We start from the raw sequence: 2,909 nt of genomic DNA on the forward strand, positions 1-2,909 counted from the left end.
AGATTCAGCATGAGAAGGCTCTGGGCTACTGCTTCACATTATCCATTATTTCCCAACACGTCTAATGAACAAACAGGGGAACTGGTTTTTACCTTACCTTGCTTGATCCGACATGGCTTACAGCCCAGGCAGTATCGGTATCGCTTTCAGGAGGGTCAACTTGTTCTCCAGGAAGCCTTCTGGGACAATCGGAAAGCTTGTAATGAACCTCCTCAATGGACACAAATCTATCCGTAAAGACCCTACCTCTAGGATTGTGCAATCCATGATCTAGATCCCTTCCCAGCCAGAAGGCATTTCTCCATCACTCCAGCAACCATCCGCTACCATCAAGATGCAACCACCCCACCCGTGGGCACCCTAAACTGCAAGTCCTCTACCCAGTCAGGCCATGGCGATGCGTGCGCTTTCATCTCCCCGACAACTCCTCGATCGGCTGCAACAGCAAATCCCCCAACGCCAACCCGATCCCCCTGAAGAATCCATCCTCCTCCGCATCCTCGCCCAAAGCCTCGTCCTCATCGGCATCCTCGCCACCGACATCGCCGCCGAAACCCATATGTGGGTCTGGGCCATCCCCGCCAGCATCGCCGGATCCCTCTGGAGCTGGCACCGCCGCAAAACCCGCAACATCCCCACCAAATTCCTCCTCGCGATCGGCATGTTGATCGCCCTCGTCGCCTTCTTCTACAACATGGTCGTAGGCCGCGAACTCAACGACACCCGCCTCGTCCTCGCCGAACTCCTCGTCCAAATCCAAGTCCTCCACAGCTTCGACATCCCCCGCCGCAAAGACCTTGGCTACTCCATGGTCATCGGCCTCATCCTCCTCGGCGTCGCCAGCACCCTCAGCCAAACCATGGCCTTCGGCGGCATGTTACTGCTATTCCTCGCCATCGGCCTGCCCGTCCTCGTCATGGACTACCGATCGCGCCTCGGCTTCCGCCACTGGTTCCAACCCAGCCCCACCGCCAAAAAACGCCCCTGGAACCTCGGCAACCTCCCCGCCATTTTTGCCCTCACCCTCGCGATCGGCCTCACCCTCTTCGCCCTTATGCCCCGCCTACCGGGCTACCAATTCCGCACCTTCCCCATGAGTGCCCCCGTCGAAGTCCAGCCCAACTTTGATAATCGTCAAGTCATCAATCCCGGCTACGTGCGCGACGGCCAACAAAACGGGCGTACCGGACGCCGAGGCAGCGCCCCCACCGAAGGCGCAGGCAAAATGGACGAAGAATTCTACTACGGCTTCGGCGAACGCATTAACCAAAACCTACGCGGCCAACTCAAACCCAAAGTCGTCATGCGCGTGCGCTCCCAAGCCCCCGGCTTCTGGCGCGTCCAATCCTTCGATCGCTACACTGGCCAAGGCTGGCAAATCTCCCGCAACGACGCCGCCAAAACCATCCAGCGCAGCCCCTGGGCCTACCAGTTCTACCTCGATCGCCTCGTCACCCTCAACAAAACCAAAGAAGTCGTCCAAACCTACACCATCACCGCCGACCTGCCCAACGTCATCCCCGCCATGGCGCAACCCAAGGAACTCTTCTTCCCCACCCAACAAGTGGTGCGCATGCCCGACGGCAGCCTGCGATCGCCCGTCTCCCTGATCGACGGCATGACCTACACTGTCATCTCCGAAGTCCCCTACCGCAACCGCAAAGTCCTGCAATCCGCCGCCAGCAAAATCCCCCTCGCCCCCGGCAACACCAACGACAACCTGCAAATCCCCTCCGCGATCGCCACCAAAGTCCGCCAAGAAACCGAACGCCTCCTGGCCACTGCCCCCTCTCCCATCACCTCTGACTACGAAAAAGCCCTCTACCTCGCCCAAGCCCTCAAACAACGCTACACCGTCCAACAAGATCTGCCCCCCTTCGCCAAAGACGAAGATCTGGTCGAAGCCTTCCTGTTCAAATACAAAGGCGGCTACCGCGATCACTTTTCGACGGTCTTAACGATGATGTTGCGATCGATCGGTCTATATGCACGGTTAACCACAGGCTTCCTCCCCGGCGAATTCAACCCCTTCACCGGACTCTACATCGTCCGCAACACCGACGCCTTCGCCCTCACCGAAGTCTACTTCCACAAATACGGCTGGTTCACCTTCGACCCCATCCCCCAACACCCCCTGATTCCCCCCGCCGTCGAAGAAGACCAAACCTTTACCGTCCTGCAACAGTTCTGGAACTGGGTCGCGGGTTGGATTCCCTCCCCCGTCTCCGGCTTCTTCAACCGTCTCTTTGGCCCCCTCTTCGCTTGGCTCTCCGGCATCCTGGCTAACTTCATTCGCCTCTTTACCCAGGGCTTCATCGGTTGGATGATTGCCGCCATCATCCTCACCACCCTCAGCTTTTTCGGTTGGTTGGGTTGGCAGGGCTGGCGCAAATGGCGCTACGCCCAACGCCTGAAACGCCTGCCCCCCATGGAACAGCTTTATCAGCAACTCCTCGACTGGCTTACCGATCAAGGCTGGCCCAAACACCCCGCCCAAACGCCCCTGGAATACGCCCAGCAAGCCATCCAACCCGCCCAACAAGCCCAACGCCTACCCCAATCCCCCCTCATCCAGCAAATCCTACAAGCCTACGTCGCTTGGCGCTATGGCGGAAAAGCGATCGCGGTGGAACCTCTAGACCAACAATTCCGCGACCTCCAACGGCAACTATGGAAGCAGCAATGGCAACAGAAAAGCCGATCGATCCTACGGAATGGTTTCCTAAAGCCGGAAAAAAGCCGAAAAAATCGCCGCGATCCCAAATAGACAAGCGAAGATAGGAGTAAATTCGTCGATCGCGCCATGGGTGATCCCCCCTTGTATCTTAAGAGTAGTGGTAGACCGATCCCCCCTGGATTGAGAAAATCGCGGGCTAGCCAGGGTCGCCACTACTTTGCACTAGGGCCAA

The 2,909-nt window shown here is 58.0% G+C and carries 1 protein-coding gene; it reads left to right on the plus strand.

The window, feature by feature from the left end; genetic code table 11:
* The first annotated feature begins 391 nt into the window (after window positions 1-391).
* Window positions 392-2,767, plus strand: coding sequence for a transglutaminase TgpA family protein (locus tag ACN4EG_RS27525; RefSeq protein ID WP_431633481.1), 2,376 nt, complete (start codon window positions 392-394; stop codon window positions 2,765-2,767).
* The last annotated feature ends 142 nt before the right edge of the window (window positions 2,768-2,909 follow it).

The sequence above is a fragment of the Alkalinema pantanalense CENA528 genome (genome assembly GCF_050753345.1).
Lineage (GTDB): Bacteria > Cyanobacteriota > Cyanobacteriia > Leptolyngbyales > Leptolyngbyaceae > Alkalinema > Alkalinema pantanalense.

Excerpts from the sequence above, each read along its gene's own strand:
- ACN4EG_RS27525 (WP_431633481.1), top strand. The coding sequence starts at position 392 with ATGGCGATGCGTGCGCTTTCATCTCCCCGACAACTCCTCGATCGGCTG.